The sequence below is a fragment of the Arcobacter sp. F2176 genome (assembly GCF_004116465.1).
Lineage (GTDB): Bacteria > Campylobacterota > Campylobacteria > Campylobacterales > Arcobacteraceae > Arcobacter > Arcobacter siniprincipis.
On the sequence record NZ_PDJV01000006.1, the window covers coordinates 101,226 to 116,709 of the forward strand.

The following is a 15,484-nucleotide window of genomic DNA, read 5'->3' on the forward strand; positions in this document are numbered from 1 at the left end:
TTATATTACCTTAGAAAGTTCTAGTTCGAATTTTTGTATTTTATATCTGATTGAAAGTTCTAGTTTCTTTTCAAATAAAATACCACTAAGTGCTACAGCCATTCCTGCCATTGTTGGAATAGTAGCCATTGATACACCATTTGCCATAGATTTCACATCACTACTTCCTGTAATTGCCATAACATCAAATACTTCTATCATCCCAGTAACTGTTCCTAATAGACCAATTAAGGGACAAACCATAATCATAGTTTTGATTAAATCAAGACCTGATTTAAGTTTAAAAGATGAACTATGAAGAAAATATCTTTTAATCTCATCTTTAAATTTAGTTTGAGAAGGAATATCCTCTAGTTCTTTTATAATCGCTTTTTTTTCTTTTTTATATGTAAAACTAACATAAACATATCTTTCAATTAATAATGTCCATAAAATAATTGCAAGAAAAAAAACAAAATATAAAACTAAACCACCCTTATCAAAGAAAGAGAATAAATCATCTATATATAAATCAATCATATTACTTCAATGTTTTTGCTAATAATCCAATACTTTGTTCTTCTAATATAGATACAAGTTCTTCTGATTTTGAAGAGATGTATGTATATGCAAAAAGAAGTGGTATTGCTGTAACTAATCCTAAAACAGTAGTAATCAATGCAGTTGAAATACCACCTGCCATAAGTTTTGGATCACCTGTACCAAATAAAGTTATGGCTTGAAAAGTTGCAATCATCCCAGTAACTGTTCCTAATAATCCCAATAAAGGAGTAACAGCTGCTAGAAGTTTTACAAAACTTTGACCTTTTTTTATTTGTGTTGTTTCTTTTAAAATAGCTTGACCGATTTTAATTTCTAAATCATTTATAGAATCATTTGAATTTTTATAAAAAATATGTGCAATCTTTCCTAATGAATTATCTTGATTTATTTCAGATATATTTTTCATCTGTTTTTTGATTTTTATTGAACTAATATTTAATACAATCATTTTAAATAAAGCAAAAAGTAAACCTAAGGCTCCTAATATCAAGATAATATATCCTACAATCCCACCTTGTGTGATTCTATCCATTATGGTTGGATTATTTGCAATCATTTCAAAAAGTGTACCTCTTGTTGGATCAATAATGATATTTGAAATTTCATTTGATGATTCAAAATCTTTTGCTAATTGAACAGCAGAACCACTTGGTTGAACAGTTAATTCAACTAATGACTTCATATCATTTGAATAAGTTAAATATTTACCATTTGATGTGGCAGCAAATAAACCAACTCTAGTAACTTTTTCTTTTGTTTTTTCTCCTGATGCTAAAATCACATCAGCATCGTATTGTGCAATATTTCCACTTTTGATAATTTCATCTAACATAGAGTGCCAAAACTCTTTTAATTCTTGGATATTTGCAAGTTTCTTAGAATTTGATAGTTTTAAAAACTGTTCTTCTTTATTTGAATCTTCAGATGCTGTTAGTGAACTTTGAAAGTTAATTAAAAAATCAGAAGAAGTTTGTCTAACACTTCCAAATATTTCGCCTAAATTAGCTGCTTTTATTTTAAGTTCTTCTTCTTTTTTAGTTAATACTTTTTCTTTTTCCTCAATTAGTTTTTTTAATTTATCAGTTCGTAGTTCTTCTTTTTTAAGCTCTTCTTCTGTTTGATTAAGGAGTTCTTTTTGTTTTTCTTTATTATCAATAAATGTTTGTAATCTCTGTTTTTCAGCTTGCATTTCTTTTTTTGAATCATTTTGAACACTTTGTAAAAGTGAAGTTAAGTCCATTGAAAATGATAATGTACTAAAAAGTGTTAGAGTAAGTATATATCGTATCATTTTGCTTCCTTTTTAGCTAAGAAGGGTAAATTTAATAAAGTGACATTCCCTTGTTTTTTTGCAATTTTTATAGCTGTTCTTATATTTGATTTTGAAGTGCTATCTGTGATTTCTTCCCATTTATTTGTTTCTTTATTAAAGTAACCATAGTTTTTCAAATCCAAACTTTGATAATATAAAGCAACTCTTCCAAGACGCAAAATGTTGTAGCTTGTATTTCCTATTTTTTCTTGATATGCTTCTATTGTTTTTGCATAATCATATTCAATTTTAAAAGCTTCAAGAATAATTCTAAATTTTTCATTTGTTTTTATATCTGCTTTTGTAAGACTTTCTTCAAGTCTTTTTACCCTATCTTCTCTTTCTTGTAGTAAAAAGGGTGTATCAGACTTAATTAAAACTTTTAAAGAACTAATCATCTCTAACATTAAAGGATAGATATTCTTTTTTGTTTGTTCAATATCTATGAGCTGTTGATCCATACTTTGTAGCTCTTCTTTTTGAGATACAAAGATTTTTTCTAACTGTTCATTATATTTTTGGGTATTTTTTAATTGTGCAGTTTTTTGTTTATATTGATCAAAAAGAGTTTCTCGTATATCTTCATTTTTATCAATTTTTTTCTGATAAGACTGTAGTGTATTATTGCTTTTTTGTATAACATCAAGAGATTTATCTAAATCTGAAGCAAAAAGCCCTGATGATATAAAAGCAAAGAGTATAAGATAATTCAATGGTTTAAACATTATTTTCCTTTTTTGTTTAAATAATGAGAATAGTAATCAAAATTATTTTAAACCTTGATTAAACTATTCTTATTCATGGTAATTACTATTTTTTTATTTCTTCTGTTTCAATAAAAAATTTAGTAGAAATTTTAAATGAAAGATAAATTAGTAATACTCCTAAAAAAAATAAAACTAAATCAGTATAGAAAATCTCATTTAAACCTAATGAAAAAGATTTAAATAGATTAAACCCACTTGTAAAGTTATGGGAAAGTGTTGCAATTATAAGTAACAAACCACTAAAAAATAGATTATGCTTAGTTGCTTTATATAAAGATGAGATAACTTTTATATAAATAAATATAAGAATAAACACGCTATAAAATAAAACTTCTTGTACATTGTAAAGAGTATTTAAGAAATTAAAATACATATATTGTTTTGGAATTAACCAAGTTGTTGCAAATAATAAACTAGCACTTATTAATGATCCTAAAACAACTGTGTAACTCAATGGTTGTAGTACTTTGTATGTAAATTTGTCTTTTTTTGCTCTTTGCATCCACAACAATAATCCTACAGTAACACCAAATAAAATTGTAAAACAAATAATTGCAAAGATAATTCTTGGAATATCACTAAAAGTTCTTATAAAATGCAAATAAAATACCGAATCTAAAGTTTTTTCAGTAAATGTTCCATCACTGGCACTTTTTTTAGAGATAACTTCTGCGTTGGTGCCGTTTAAGACAACATAGCTTTCATTGTATACAGAACTTATAAAAAATGATTTAGGTTCATATCCTATAAATTTAATCCTTGCATTTATATCATCAAGGTTATATATCTGTATGGCATAAAAAGAGATATTTGAAAATGAGTCCTTTGCTTTTTTATATAAAGTATTAATGTCTAATGTTTTAACTTTTTGCGATGGTTCATACAGTTTTAAATCTTTATCTATTAAAATATTTTTATCTACAGTTAAAAGATTTGATGTTTTTGAATCAGTCAAATAATTAGTCATAAGAGGAGTACTATAAATCCCTAGATTAAAAAGAGCTCCTGTTAATCCAAACATAAAAACTAAAGGTAAGGTATATAATAATAAAAGTCTGTGGTATTTAGCAAAAAAACCTTTTAGATTTTTAGTCTTTTTGTTTTTATAATTATTTTTTATGATTAAAAATACACCACTAAGGCATAAAAAGACAACAGCTACAGCTGCAAAACCAAAAATCATTTGAGCAACTAAAGAATTGAAAATACGACCATAATGTATTAGTTCAAAAAATTTTGAAATAGTAAAATTCTTTGGTTTGATTTTTTTACAGGTATTTGGATTTAGGTAAAAGTTTGGTCTATTATTTACTTGAATTAAGTTATTAGACCTAAACTCTTTTGCTGGTAATATTAGTTTTATAAAGTCATTTCTCATAACTTTACCATCTTCACCAACATATTTTCTTTTTTTTATTTCTTTAATGCATTTTTCGAAATTTATATTTTGAATCTCTACATTAGAAATATGTTTTTGTTTATCTTCCCAAAAAGAAACATAAGGTCTAAATATAGTCAATATTCCAAAAAATATAGAAATAAAGAAAAACAATAAAACATTTATACCTATTAGTTTATGTATGTTAAATAATCTTTTATTCATTTTAATCCAATCCGTAAATAATGAAAAATAGCAATATAAAAGGAATAAAAACTTTTAATAGTGCTTCAATTTTAGTTTTTGACAAAACAACCCATAAGCCAATAGAAGACCAAAGTATTGGTAATAGTATAATTGCAAGTACGATGTTTTCAAATATTGAGAAGTTTAATAATTGTGCAAATTTTATTAATAACAAGTAAGCAACAGCAAGGGAACCAAGTATAGAACAAAGTAGTCTTATTGCCCCTAATGAAGCATTAGTATCTTTTTTAAATAAGTTTTTAATTATAGTCATAATAGTTTCTTTTCAGTGGAAGAGTTTAACTCTTCCATTAAAATTTATATTTTGTAGTTAACATAAATGATCTACTAGCTATTTGGGCACTTTGTATTGAATTATTATTTACTTTTGCTTCTTTATCAAATACATTGTAAATATTTAAAGAGATATCCCAGTTATTGTATTTTGTTGCAATTAGGGCATCAACAACTGTATAATCATCCACATCATAAAGTTTTTGAGGTCTGCTTGGCAAGTTAAATTGATCAGCACTTAAGGCTTTTGATTTTCCTGTATATTTAACTCCTGCACCTATTTTTAAATCACCTATTGGAGTTTTAGGGAAGGTATAATCTGTCCATAATCTTACAGAAAAGTCAGGAATATCAGCTAAATCTCTTCCTTCATAATCATGATTTGCCATATTTACTTCTTTTCCAGTCATTTTTGAAAATGAGAAAACTGTATTTAGATTTTCTGTAGGACTTGCAAGAATATTAAATTCTAAACCTTTTACTTCTGCATCTCCTTGTTGTATTTTTGATCCTGTATGCTCAGGGTCATTTTGAACTATGTCTTTTTCTTTTAAACTGAATATTGAAAGTGTAAATAAAGCATCTAAATTATTTGGTTTATATTTAATACCAGCTTCAACTTGCTCACCAATAGATGGATCAAATGTATTTCCATCAAATCCTGATCCAATATTACTTTGAAAAGAAGTAGAATAAGAAACATAAGGGGTAATACCATTGTCAAATAGATAACTCAATCCCAATCTTCCTGAAAGATTGTTATCTCTTTGTGAACTTTGTGTATCTGTAAGATGATCTGTTTTTTTCTGTCTTAATTTATCATATCTTAGAGAAGATGAGATAATAAAATTATTATATGTTTTTATTTGACTTTGCGCATATAAACCTGTTTGGAAAGACTTTTGATTAAAATCATCAGTATATGTATTTGAGGCACTAGGAATACTTGTTGGTCGTCTATTTACTAAATCATAAGAATACTCAGTTTGTTTTGTTGTTTTTCTATCATAGTCTGTGTATTGAAAATCTAATCCTACCAATGAAGTATATTCTGCATTTTTAGTTTTTGCTGTATATTGTAGATTATTGTCTGTTGCAAAAGTCTTCATCTTAGATGCTATTTCAATGTATGCTAAAGGGAATTGAGTTAAATCAGGTGCCGGTGTTGCTAAAAGTGGCCCTAATCCAGTAGCGGATGGAGTTGAATAGTTATATTTCCCATCCATATGCATAAATCTAATATTTGAACGAAATTTTAAATCATCATTGATATTGTTTTTATATACAGTTGAAATAGATTGGTGACTTTTTTCAAAGATTTCCTTATCTTTTAAACCAATAAGTAAATCACTAGGTAGGTTTAAAGCATTAACTATGGCAGCTGAACTTTTTAAGTTATCATCATAAGGTGGTGTAAGACCTAAACCAAAAGTATTATTAAGATATGCTCTTATAGTTGATGCTTTATCTACAATACTATTTTGATAATTTAGTATACTTTTGGAACCACTAAAACTCATTCCCAAACCTTTGATTTGGTCTTTTGCCACTGAAGCAATAACATCTATTGAACTATTATCATCAATATAATATGTCAATGAAGGATTAAAAAAGTATGATTTATTTGTTGAATCTTGTAATTCATTATCACCTTCTTTATATTTTCCTGTCAATCTAAATAGAGTTTTTTCATTGATAGCATCACTTATATCTGCAAAAACAGATTTATTGTTATTTGAAGCATATGAGATACCTATTTCTTTTAAAGGTTCTATGGTAGGAGTTTTACTTTGCATATTTATAAGACCACCTGGAGCACTTGCTCCATAAAGTACAGATGCTGGACCTTTTAATACTTCAACTCTCTCTAATGCATAAGGGTCAATTTTAGGAATTAAATGACCAGCATGAAGTAGTTTCATTCCATCTAAGAATGTTGATTTATATAAATATCCAATACCTCTTAGTTTCCCATAGTTTGTTCTTTGATCACCATTTTCACCATATGGTTGTATAACTGATGATACATAAGAAGTGACATTTTGAATGCTTTGTGCACCAATAGTATTCATCATATCATTTGTAATGACAGATACTGATTGTGGTATTTCTGTAATATCAATATCCATTTTAGAACCTGTTGAACTTTTAGTTGCAACGATACCTTTTAATTGTCCATAAGCACTTTCCTGATATCCAATAACATCTTGTGTAATATCTGAAGATGTATCTTCTGCTAATGCAATATCTAAGGTGCACACAGTTATCAAACTTGCACATACTAGTTTACTTAATTTCATAGTTTACCTTTAATAATATATGATTTTGAGAATAATAATCAGAATTTATTTAATTTTGAATTAATTATTTATTAATCATGACAAGGAGAAAGATTAATTAAGGCTATATTTTATAAGTTTAATTTGGTATTGGATATAATTTCGAAAATTAAAAAAGATAAAAGATATCTTAAAAATAAATATAAGAAGTAGAGAAAATGATTGATATTAAACTATTACAAAAAGATTTTGATGAAGTTGCAACAGCTTTGAATAGAAAAGGTGTTAGCCAAGATATTTTAGATAATTTAAAAGCTCTTTCTGTTGATGCAAAAGCAAAAAGACAAGAGATGGAAAATGTAACTGCTGAACAAAATTCTTTATCAAAAGAGTTTGGTAGATATAAAAAAGAAGGTTTAGATATTGCACCTTTACAAGAAAATATCAATAAACTTAAAAATCAAAAACAAGAGCTAGAAGAGCAAGTTAGAGTTTTAGAAGAAAAACTTTCATCTGTTATTTTAGGTGTTCCAAATATGCCAGATACTGATGTACCAGATGGTGCTGATGAGAATGAAAATGTAGTATTAGAAACTATTGGTGAAAAACCAAGTTTTTCTTTTGAGCCAAAAGAGCATTGGGATTTAGGTGAGAGTAATGGAACACTTGATTTCACAAGAGGTGTAAAACTTGCAAAATCAAGATTTACAGCTATGAGAGGTCAAGCCGCTAAATTAGAGCGAGCACTTATTAATTATATGCTTAAGTTTAACGCAGAGCGAGGTTTTGAAGAGTGGTATGTACCTTTTATGGCAAATACAAATGCACTTCAAGGAACTGGACAATTACCAAAATTTGGTGATGATTTATTTAAAATTGAGGGTGAAGATTTGTATTTGATTCCAACTGCTGAGGTTGCTTTAACAAATCTTTATAATGATGAAATCATACCAGTAGAAGAGTTACCTTATCTTATGACTTCATATACTCCATGTTTTAGAAAAGAAGCTGGAAGTGCAGGAAGAGATACAAGAGGACTGATTCGTCAACATCAGTTTGATAAAGTTGAAATGGTAGCTATTACAACACAAGAACAAAGTGAAGAAGTATTTGAAAAAATGGTTTCTTGTGCAAGTGATTTATTAACTTCACTTGGTCTTGCTCATCAAAAAGTTATGCTTTGTACTGGAGATTTAGGATTTAGTGCTACAAGAACTATTGACTTAGAAGTTTGGTTACCAGGTCAAGGTAAATATAGAGAAATATCTTCTATTTCAAATACAAGAGATTTCCAAGCAAGACGAGCAAAAATAAGATATAAAGATGGTAAAAAGAATATCTTAGCTCATACTTTAAATGGTTCTTCATTAGCTGTTGGAAGAACACTTGTGGCTATTATGGAAAACTATCAACAAGAAGATGGAACTATTACTATTCCAGAAGTTTTAAAAAAATATATGTAGAAAGTAGAAATCTATTTTCTACTTTTTAAAAAGAAACTGGAGTAATTACAGATAAATAAGAGGCTTTTTTTGAACTTCTATTTTCTATTTTATGTGGAATTTCAGGATTAAATCTTATACAATCACCCTGAGATAAGGCAAACTCTTTTTCATTTAAAGTAACAACAATCTCACCTTCTACTACATAATCACACTCTTCACCACCTTTTGTATGTGGAATTAAGTGTTCAGTTATTCTATTTGGTTCCATATTTACTTGCAAAAATTCAATGTCACCTTGTAAATCAGGAACAAGCAATTCACAAGTATATTGGGGATCAGGGAAAGATATTTTTTTTCTTTGGTCTTTTCTTACAACATAAGAAGTTTCATTGTCCAAATCTTTTGGTCTTGTGGCTAAATCACTATCTTCACTGTTTGTAAATAAATGAGCAATAGTTACACCAAGAACCTTTGCAATCTTTCTTAAAGTCTCAACTGAACCTTGAGTTGAGCCACTTTCTAAAAGTGAAAGCATTCCATATGAAATACCAGCATCTTTTGCTAGTTCTTTTGCATTCATCTTTTTTTCTTTTCTAAGAAATTTTATTTTTTTACCAACATTGAATTCTTCAGTCAAAATCTGCCCTTTAAGTAATAATTTCAATTCTAACATAAATTTTCTTAACCAAATAAAATAAAATATTTAACTAAATTAAACTATTTAATAAAAATTTGTATAATATTTATACAAAAAGTTAAAAAAAATCTTAAAATATATGTTATTATTTAATTATATTAAAATATATTATATTAAAATGATTTATTTTAATATAATTAACATATCATGGATTTAAAATGTTTAATAGTATTAAAAAGAATGTTGTGATTATAGGTGCAGGTTATAGTGGTATTTCCTTGGTTGAGAAAATCAGTAACAATAAAAATCTTGAAGTAACTTTAATAAATAAAAATTTATATCATTTACATCAAACTGATATTCATAAATATATAAGTGGACAATGTGAATTAGAAGATATATCTTTTAACTTAGAGATATATTGTATGAATAAAAAGATTAACTTTATTGAAGCTTTTGTAGAAGATATTGAATTTAAAACTAAAAGAGTAATTTTAAATAATAACAAAAATCTAAAATATGATTATTTAGTTATTGCAACTGGAAGTAAATCATTTTTTCCAAACCAAATAAAAAATATTCAAGAATATAAAGCTGATATAAAAGAGATAGATATACTAAAAGAACAAAGAACAAAATTTTTAGATTTATTGAACTCAAAAAAGAAAGAGAAAAATATTGCAATTGTAGGCGGTGGACTATCTGGTGTTGAGATTGCTTTAGAATTTGCAAGTGTAATAAGAAAAAGAGCTTTGACAAAAGAAGATTGTCAAATTTCTTTAATCGAACAATTTCCAGATGTGTTACCAAATATGGACTCTTTTTTAGTGAATCAGGCAAGAAAAGCTTGTGATAAATTAAATATCAAAAGATATCATGGAACTTTTGTCAATGAGGTAAAAGAGAATGTAATTTATTTGAGTGATTCAAATGAAATTCCATTTGATATGGTACTTTTTTTGATAGGAGTTTCAAGTGAAAAATTATCAAATGATGAAAGTGCACAAATAAATATTAAAAATCAATTTTTGGTTGATGAATATTTACGATTACTAAATCATGAAGATGTTTTTGTTATGGGTGATGTGGCAGAAACAAAAGGCAAAAATGGAAACTATGTTTTACCAACAGCACAAGTGGCAAAATTACATGCAAATATAGTTGCACAGAATTTATTAAATTCTATAGAAGGAAACTTACTAATTAAAAATAAATCACAGACAAAAGGAGTTATGGTAGATTTGGCAGATAAAAATACAGTAGGAATAATTTTAGGCATAAAAGTAAAAGGCTTTATAGCTTACTTTTTAAAAAGATATGTAAGTAAAAATCATAAAAAAATATTTAATTATTAAAAGGATAAAAAGATGAAAATCGGATTAGTAAAAGAGATTAAAGTGCATGAGTATAGAGTTGGTTTAACACCTGATGATATTGCAGCATATGTAAATAATGGGCATACTGTTTTTGTTGAAATTGATGCGGGTATTGGGGCTGGATTTGAAAATGAAGAGTATGTAAAAGCTGGGGGAACAATTGTTGAAGATAAACAAAAGCTTTTTGATGATTCTGAAATGATTGTAAAAGTAAAAGAACCATTACCTGAGGAGTATAATTTTTTCCATGAAGGTCAGATTTTATATACATATTTACATATAGCAGCTGATAAACCACAAGCTGAAATGTTACTGTCTAAAAAAGTAAAAGCAGTAGCATATGAAACAATTACATCTGCTGAGGGTGGATTACCTTGTCTAACTCCTATGAGTGAGATTGCAGGAAGATTAGCAGCTCAAGAGGGTGCAAAATATTTAGAAAAACCATTTGGTGGAAGAGGTGTTTTATTAGGTGGAGTTCCAGGTGTTCAAAAGGGTAATGTTGTAATTATTGGTGGTGGAATTGTTGGACTTAATGCTTGCAAAATGTGTGTTGGACTTGGTGCAAATGTTACAGTTATGGATATCTCAGCTTCAAGATTGGCATATTATGATGATTTATTTGGTTCAAAAATAAATACTCTATTTTCAAATAGATCAAATATCTTAAAATCAATCAAAGAAGCAGATTTAGTAATTGGTGCTGTTTTAATTCCAGGTGCTGCTGCTCCTAAACTTATCTCTAAAGATGATTTAAAACTTATGAAGAAAAATGCAGTTGTAGTTGATGTTGCAATTGATCAAGGTGGTTGTTTTGAAACATCAAAAGCTACATATCATGATAATCCAACTTATGTGGTAAATGATGTATTACATTATTGTGTTGCAAATATGCCAGGAGCTGTCTCTTTAACTTCTACTTTGGCATTAACAGCTACTACTTTAAGACATGGTTTGGCAATAGCTAATAAAGGTTTAGAAAAAGCATTAGCTGATGATAAACATTTATTAAATGGTCTTAATACTTATGATGGAAAATTAACAAATGAAGCTGTTGCAAAAAGTTTAAATATTGCATATGAACCTGTAAATTTCTAACAATCTCTTTTTTAAAGCCAATAATTTATATTATTGGCTTTAATTTAATATTACTTTTGTATAATTTTTCCTTTTTAAAAGGGACTTTTATGTTTGATTATATAAATATATCAATTTTAGCAATTTTTATACCAACTTTCTTTTTTGTTTCAATTACTCCAGGAATGTGCATGACTTTGTCTTTGAGTATGGGGATGAGCATTGGTTTGAAAAAAACAATGTATATGATGATAGGAGAACTTTTGGGAGTAGGGTTAGTTGCCACTTCTTCAGTTATTGGTGTTGCTGCTATTATGCTAAATCATCCAACTATTTTTTTAGTTTTAAAATATTGTGGAGGAGCTTATTTAATATATTTAGGTGTAACTATGTGGTTATCAAGAGGAAAAATGGCTTTAAATTTAGAAGAGTGTAGTTTCAATGTTTCTAAGAAAAACCTTGCAATTCAAGGTTTTGTAACTGCAATTGCAAATCCAAAAGGCTGGGCTTTTTTTATTGCTTTATTGCCACCATTTATTGATGAAAACTTAGCTTATGTACCTCAATTAGCTGTTTTGATATTTCTTATACTTTTATTAGAATTCTCATGTTTAATTATATATGCATCGGGTGGTACTACTTTAAGAAAACTACTACAAAACTCATCAAATGTAAAGCTTTTGAATAAGATAGCTGGTTCTATGATGATAGGAATAGGAATTTGGTTAGCTTTAACCTAAATTCCTATAAAACTATTTTTTCCCTTTAAATTCACTCTCATTTACATTCTCTACAACTTTATTTGCAATTTCATTTGTGTTATTTGAAATCTTATTTGTCTCTTCAGCTACTTGGGCATTTTGTTGAGTAAATTTATCCAAATTATTTATTGTTTCGCTAATACTAATCATTGCTTCAGTTTGCTCTTTTGCTCCACTTGCAACATCATTAATGATTATATTCGTTTCATTTATTTTTTCTTCTAATTTTTCAAATCCAGCAATCATACTAGTACTAATCTCTTTACCTTCTAAGGTTTGTTGACTAGCTGATTCAACTAAATCTTTTATTTCCTTAGCTGCTTCTGCACTTCTTGAAGCTAGATTTCTCACTTCTTGTGCAACAACGGCAAATCCTTTTCCTGCTTCTCCTGCTGTTGCTGCTTCAACAGCAGCATTAAGTGATAGAATATTTGTTTGGAAAGCAATTTGATCAATTAATGCAATTGATTCATTGATAGTTTGAACTTTTTCATTTATTTGATCCATGGCTAAAACAGTTTTATTAGCAAGGTCTTTACCTAAATTTGATGATTTTTGTGTTTCTGAAGAGATTGTAAACATATTTTGTGCTTTTTGACTGGTTTGATCAACATTTGCAGTAACTTCTGTAACTGAAGCTGCTACTTCTTCTAATGAAGCTGCTTGATTGGTAGCATTTTTACTTAATACACTAACATTATTTGATAACTCATTTGCTGTGTCTCTTAATTTTATTCCATCTTCTTGATTATCTAATAACATGTCTGTAATAATATTGTTCATTATTGCAATTTCATGACCTATTTTGCCATTATCTTTTTTATTGAGATTTTTTGTAAAATCTTTTTTTGCATATTGTTCTAATACAGAACTTAGTTCATTTATATCTTTCCCTACAAACTCTTCTAAATTGTGCAACATATTATTTATAAGGTCTTTTAATTCACTTAATGATGGAGTATTACTTGTAGCTTGAATTCTATTAGATAAAGCCCCTTTACTTATATCATTTACTACTTCTTTTACATTTACAATTAGATTTTTGTCTTCTGTTAAGTTAGCTTTTGTTGCTTCGATATTTTCATTAATAACTTTTGCCATATTACCAATTTCATCATTACTGTTAATATCGATTTTTGAGACATCATCTTTTGTTTGATTTAAATATGCAAAGAAATCTAATAGTCCATTTTGAAATTTTATAAGAGGTTTAGAAACCATTTTATTCATTAAAATAAAAATAACACCTTGTAAAAGTACAGTTAAAATAATTGTTGCTATTATAAACATTATTTGAACTTGTTCTGATATTTCAAGAAATTCACTTTCATTGGAACCAACTACAATGGTCCAATTCCATTTATCATAAGTAGTAAATGCAGCAATTTTTTTAGTTGATTTATTATTTTCAAGATAATTGTAGTGTATTACACCCTTTTTCTTTTTTAGTATTTCTTGAATAAAACTTTTATTATTGGTATCCTTTAAACCAAATACATTTTTACCTTCTAAATTTTTATGAAGAATCAACTTACCTTTATCATCAAGAATATAAATATACCCAGTATCTCCAATAACTACTTTTTTTAACTCTTTTTTTAATGTTTCTAATCCTTTTGTAAAATTATAGCCAACATATAATGCTCCTATAATTTTATCATTTTTAACAATTGGTGAATAAATAGACATATATGTTTTCCCTGCAATTTCTTCCAATCCTACATATTTCTCTTTATTTTCAATTTTTTTATAAATTTTTCCATTTGGATCAATTTTATTGACTAAAATTCTTTCCCCTTTTTCATCTAATATTGATGAAGAAATATTTGTATATTCATTTTTATCTTTAACATATACTGCTGAAATTTCACCTGTAAGTTCTTTAAAACGATCAACTCTCTCATATGTTTTATTTAATCTTGCAAATCCATCATAAAGTATTAATGTCTCAACTCCATTTATTTTAACTGTATCTGTATTTCTTATTCTTAAATTTAAAAAAGATTTTTTAAATACATCAAAAAGAACTAGTGCATTTTCTTCTAATGTGTCATTATATATTTTTGCAGTTTGCAGATAATCACCTGCTTGAGATTGTAAGTTTATTTCTAAATCTTCTATAATCTTTGTTTTAATACTATTTATCATGATAACAGTAAATATAATCATTACTGTTATAAGAGTGATTCCAATTAAAATTGAAAATTTCTTATTTATTGAATTACTAATCATTATAGTCCTTAATTTATATATTAAATTTTATAGTTAAAAAAGTTCATATAAGAATATTTAGTTATAGTTAAACTAATATTAAAATATTTTTTACTTATTATAAATAGTCATCACCTTGATTCTAATATTGAAACATAAATTATTTTTTAATAAATAAAACACCACCCGCTGTAAGCATTAATCCACCAGCTATGATATTGACTTTTCTTTTTTCTTTTTTTTCAGGAGTGCTTTTATCTTTTGAAGTTAATATTTTATAAGCTAAAAAAAGAAGAAATATTCCAAATGCAATAAAAACTATAACAACTACTCCCAAAATTGGAGTAGTTATTAATAAAAATATTCCACTTACAAGCGCAATTATCTTTAATAAGTTCATTTTTGTCCTTATTTTATTAGTGGTCTAAAATTTGCTCTAAAAATTGTTTTAATCTATCAGACTGAGGATTATCAAAAAATTCAGTTGGAGTATTCTCTTCAACTATTTGTCCTGCATCCATAAATATAACTCTATCTGCAACTTTTTTTGCAAATCCCATTTCATGAGTTACACAAACCATAGTGATCCCATCTCCTGCAAGCTCTGTCATTACATCTAGAACTTCACCAATCATTTCAGGATCTAGGGCTGATGTTGGTTCATCAAATAGCATGATTTCTGGATTAATACATAAACATCTTGCTATTGCAACTCTTTGTTGTTGACCACCTGATAATTGATTTGGAAATTTATGTGCTTGTTCTGCAATTTTTACTCGCTCTAAATAATGCATTGCTGTTTCTATAGCTTGTTTTCTTGGAGTTTTTGTTACCCAAGTTGGAGCTAAGATTAAGTTTTCCAAAATTGAAAGATGAGGGAAAAGATTAAAATGTTGAAATACCATTCCAACATGAGTTCTTATCTCTCTAATCCTTTTAACATCCTCTGTTAACTCTAAACCTGCAACATACATTTCACCTTCTTGAAAAGCTTCAAGTCTATTCATACATCTAATTGTTGTTGATTTACCAGAACCTGAAGGTCCACAAATAACAATTCTTTCACCTTTTTTAACTCTTAAATTAATATCTTTTAGTACATGGAAATCTCCATACCACTTATTAACATTAGTCATCTCTATCATATAATCTAAATTA

The 15,484-nt window shown here is 27.4% G+C and carries 14 protein-coding genes; 4 read left to right on the forward strand and 10 right to left on the reverse strand.

Features of this window, described 5'->3' with window-relative positions:
* From CRU95_RS07520 to CRU95_RS07545, 6 genes are all read right to left on the reverse strand, one after another.
* Complete coding sequence (locus CRU95_RS07520; RefSeq protein WP_129100531.1) at positions 1-519, reverse strand: MotA/TolQ/ExbB proton channel family protein; 519 nt, start codon at positions 517-519, stop codon at positions 1-3.
* Between the two features lies 1 nt (position 520).
* Positions 521-1,834, reverse strand: a complete 1,314-nt coding sequence (locus tag CRU95_RS07525) for a MotA/TolQ/ExbB proton channel family protein (RefSeq protein ID WP_129100532.1) — start codon at positions 1,832-1,834, stop codon at positions 521-523.
* Positions 1,831-2,580 (reverse strand): DUF3450 domain-containing protein, encoded by a 750-nt coding sequence (locus CRU95_RS07530; RefSeq protein ID WP_129100533.1) that lies wholly within the window; start codon positions 2,578-2,580, stop codon positions 1,831-1,833. Before CRU95_RS07530 ends, CRU95_RS07525 begins: the two co-directional genes overlap by 4 nt.
* Before the next feature lie 85 nt (positions 2,581-2,665).
* Positions 2,666-4,225, reverse strand: coding sequence for a PepSY-associated TM helix domain-containing protein (locus CRU95_RS07535; protein ID WP_129100534.1), 1,560 nt, complete (start codon positions 4,223-4,225; stop codon positions 2,666-2,668).
* Position 4,226: 1 nt separating this feature from the next.
* Positions 4,227-4,520, reverse strand: coding sequence for a hypothetical protein (locus CRU95_RS07540; protein ID WP_129100535.1), 294 nt, complete (start codon positions 4,518-4,520; stop codon positions 4,227-4,229).
* 37 nt (positions 4,521-4,557) lie between these two features.
* Positions 4,558-6,840 carry a TonB-dependent siderophore receptor gene (locus CRU95_RS07545; RefSeq protein ID WP_129100536.1) on the reverse strand — a complete coding sequence of 761 codons (2,283 nt, stop codon included), beginning with the start codon at positions 6,838-6,840 and terminating at the stop codon, positions 4,558-4,560.
* Between the two features lie 197 nt (positions 6,841-7,037).
* On the opposite strand from CRU95_RS07545, the gene serS reads away from it, so the two are divergent.
* On the forward strand, positions 7,038-8,282 hold the full coding sequence (serS, locus tag CRU95_RS07550) for a serine--tRNA ligase (RefSeq protein ID WP_129100537.1): 1,245 nt from the start codon (positions 7,038-7,040) through the stop codon (positions 8,280-8,282).
* A gap of 25 nt (positions 8,283-8,307) precedes the next feature.
* Here serS and CRU95_RS07555 read toward each other — a convergent pair whose 3' ends face one another.
* Entirely contained in the window at positions 8,308-8,901 is a 594-nt protein-coding gene (locus CRU95_RS07555) for a helix-turn-helix domain-containing protein (protein ID WP_164969747.1), read from the reverse strand.
* 218 nt (positions 8,902-9,119) lie between these two features.
* Here CRU95_RS07555 and CRU95_RS07560 point away from each other — a divergent pair, with 218 nt between their 5' ends.
* The 3 genes from CRU95_RS07560 to CRU95_RS07570 all read left to right on the forward strand — a co-directional run bounded on the left by CRU95_RS07560 (position 9,120) and on the right by CRU95_RS07570 (position 12,094).
* Entirely contained in the window at positions 9,120-10,256 is a 1,137-nt protein-coding gene (locus tag CRU95_RS07560) for an NAD(P)/FAD-dependent oxidoreductase (protein WP_129100539.1), read from the forward strand.
* A gap of 12 nt (positions 10,257-10,268) precedes the next feature.
* Positions 10,269-11,375 carry an alanine dehydrogenase gene (gene ald, locus CRU95_RS07565; RefSeq protein ID WP_129100540.1) on the forward strand — a complete coding sequence of 369 codons (1,107 nt, stop codon included), beginning with the start codon at positions 10,269-10,271 and terminating at the stop codon, positions 11,373-11,375.
* A gap of 89 nt (positions 11,376-11,464) precedes the next feature.
* Positions 11,465-12,094 (forward strand): LysE family translocator, encoded by a 630-nt coding sequence (locus CRU95_RS07570; protein ID WP_129100541.1) that lies wholly within the window; start codon positions 11,465-11,467, stop codon positions 12,092-12,094.
* Positions 12,095-12,106: 12 nt separating this feature from the next.
* Here the strand turns inward: CRU95_RS07570 and CRU95_RS07575 are convergent, their stop codons facing one another.
* The 3 genes from CRU95_RS07575 to CRU95_RS07585 form a co-directional block, all read right to left on the reverse strand.
* A complete protein-coding gene (locus tag CRU95_RS07575; protein WP_129100542.1) occupies positions 12,107-14,347 on the reverse strand; it encodes a methyl-accepting chemotaxis protein in 2,241 nt (746 codons plus the stop codon).
* A 139-nt stretch (positions 14,348-14,486) separates the two neighbouring features.
* Positions 14,487-14,726: a hypothetical protein gene (locus tag CRU95_RS07580; RefSeq protein WP_129100543.1), complete on the reverse strand. Its 240-nt coding sequence runs from the start codon at positions 14,724-14,726 to the stop codon at positions 14,487-14,489.
* Positions 14,727-14,742: 16 nt separating this feature from the next.
* Entirely contained in the window at positions 14,743-15,471 is a 729-nt protein-coding gene (locus CRU95_RS07585) for an amino acid ABC transporter ATP-binding protein (RefSeq protein ID WP_258238660.1), read from the reverse strand.
* Positions 15,472-15,484: the final 13 nt, after the last annotated feature.

What these genes read in the sequence shown, in the direction of transcription:
- CRU95_RS07525 (WP_129100532.1), bottom strand. Translation starts at nt 1,834, where the DNA reads ATGATACGATATATACTTACTCTAACACTTTTTAGTACATTATCATTT.
- CRU95_RS07570 (WP_129100541.1), top strand. Translation starts at nt 11,465, where the DNA reads ATGTTTGATTATATAAATATATCAATTTTAGCAATTTTTATACCAACT.
- CRU95_RS07575 (WP_129100542.1), bottom strand. Translation starts at nt 14,347, where the DNA reads ATGATTAGTAATTCAATAAATAAGAAATTTTCAATTTTAATTGGAATC.
- CRU95_RS07520 (WP_129100531.1), bottom strand. Translation starts at nt 519, where the DNA reads ATGATTGATTTATATATAGATGATTTATTCTCTTTCTTTGATAAGGGT.
- CRU95_RS07545 (WP_129100536.1), bottom strand. Translation starts at nt 6,840, where the DNA reads ATGAAATTAAGTAAACTAGTATGTGCAAGTTTGATAACTGTGTGCACC.
- CRU95_RS07580 (WP_129100543.1), bottom strand. Translation starts at nt 14,726, where the DNA reads ATGAACTTATTAAAGATAATTGCGCTTGTAAGTGGAATATTTTTATTA.
- CRU95_RS07535 (WP_129100534.1), bottom strand. Translation starts at nt 4,225, where the DNA reads ATGAATAAAAGATTATTTAACATACATAAACTAATAGGTATAAATGTT.
- CRU95_RS07585 (WP_258238660.1), bottom strand. Translation starts at nt 15,471, where the DNA reads ATGATAGAGATGACTAATGTTAATAAGTGGTATGGAGATTTCCATGTA.
- ald (WP_129100540.1), top strand. Translation starts at nt 10,269, where the DNA reads ATGAAAATCGGATTAGTAAAAGAGATTAAAGTGCATGAGTATAGAGTT.
- CRU95_RS07540 (WP_129100535.1), bottom strand. Translation starts at nt 4,520, where the DNA reads ATGACTATAATTAAAAACTTATTTAAAAAAGATACTAATGCTTCATTA.
- CRU95_RS07560 (WP_129100539.1), top strand. Translation starts at nt 9,120, where the DNA reads ATGTTTAATAGTATTAAAAAGAATGTTGTGATTATAGGTGCAGGTTAT.
- CRU95_RS07530 (WP_129100533.1), bottom strand. Translation starts at nt 2,580, where the DNA reads ATGTTTAAACCATTGAATTATCTTATACTCTTTGCTTTTATATCATCA.
- serS (WP_129100537.1), top strand. Translation starts at nt 7,038, where the DNA reads ATGATTGATATTAAACTATTACAAAAAGATTTTGATGAAGTTGCAACA.